General features: G+C 62.7%; 1 protein-coding gene. It reads left to right on the top strand.

Features of this window, described 5'->3' with window-relative positions:
• Window positions 1–765, top strand: a 765-nt coding sequence (locus AC0VX0_RS12345) for a TIGR02391 family protein (protein WP_475452202.1), incomplete at its 5' end; no start/stop codon positions are given.
• Window positions 766–906: the final 141 nt, after the last annotated feature.

Genomic DNA, 906 nt, shown 5'->3' with positions numbered 1-906 from the left:
GAGCATGTCTGCAAGCTGATTGCAGAGCTGTACACCGGCAACGAACTGACTCGTATCATGTCCGAGATCCCTCTCCGGGACGGTCTCGGAGAAGGAAACACCAAGTGGAGGCGCCTGGCCTGCGCCGTGAGCAAGAATCAGGCGCATACGCAGAGCGGTAACGCTGTGATCGCGCTTGTATCAGCATCGATGCGGCCGGAGCGGACTCTCGACCGCGCGGACGCTGCAAGGTTGACTCGCGATCAGCTCAATCAAGTGTTGTCGCTCGTGGGTTATAGAGTCCGTGATGATGGGCGGGTCGCCCGTGCTTCCCGGGCGCGATCGACGGATGAGGCTGAGAAACGGACCGAGCATCTCCGTGGTCTGCTGGAGCGCCGCGGTGCTCATCGTGAGGTGCTGACCTACTGTCGGCCCGAGCTGCTACGCAAGGACTACTATGAAGCCGTATTCGAGGCGATCAAGGGGCTAGGGAGCAGGCTTCGGCAACTCACGGGTGTCGACGGCGACGGCTACGCGCTCGTGGAGGACGCTATGGCCGGTAGCACGCCACGGATTCGCCTCAACGCACTCCAGACGCGTACACAACGAGACGAGCAGCGCGGTGTCGCCAACCTTACCAAGGGGCTGTTCAGTGCGTTCCGCAACCCGGCTGCGCACGAACCGCGGATCGAATGGACGCTCTCGGAGCAGGATGCGCTTGACGTTCTCGGAACCTTGTCAATGATCCATCGCCGGCTCGACATGGCGACTGTCGAAGCCCTCTGATGTCGCCGTGTTTGGAGTCTGCTCAGCGCTGTTCCTCGACACCTACGAACTCACCAGAGCGCGCTGGGACAGCCTCATCCATCCCCCCGTCCAGGTCAGCGGCGCCCCTGCTGCCTCGGCCCTCCCGGTCGACGCAAGGAC

This window comes from Micrococcus sp. iso_26 (genome assembly GCF_056172975.1).
Note: the sequence above shows the minus strand (reverse complement) of the source record. Positions and strands in the feature narration are given on the sequence as shown.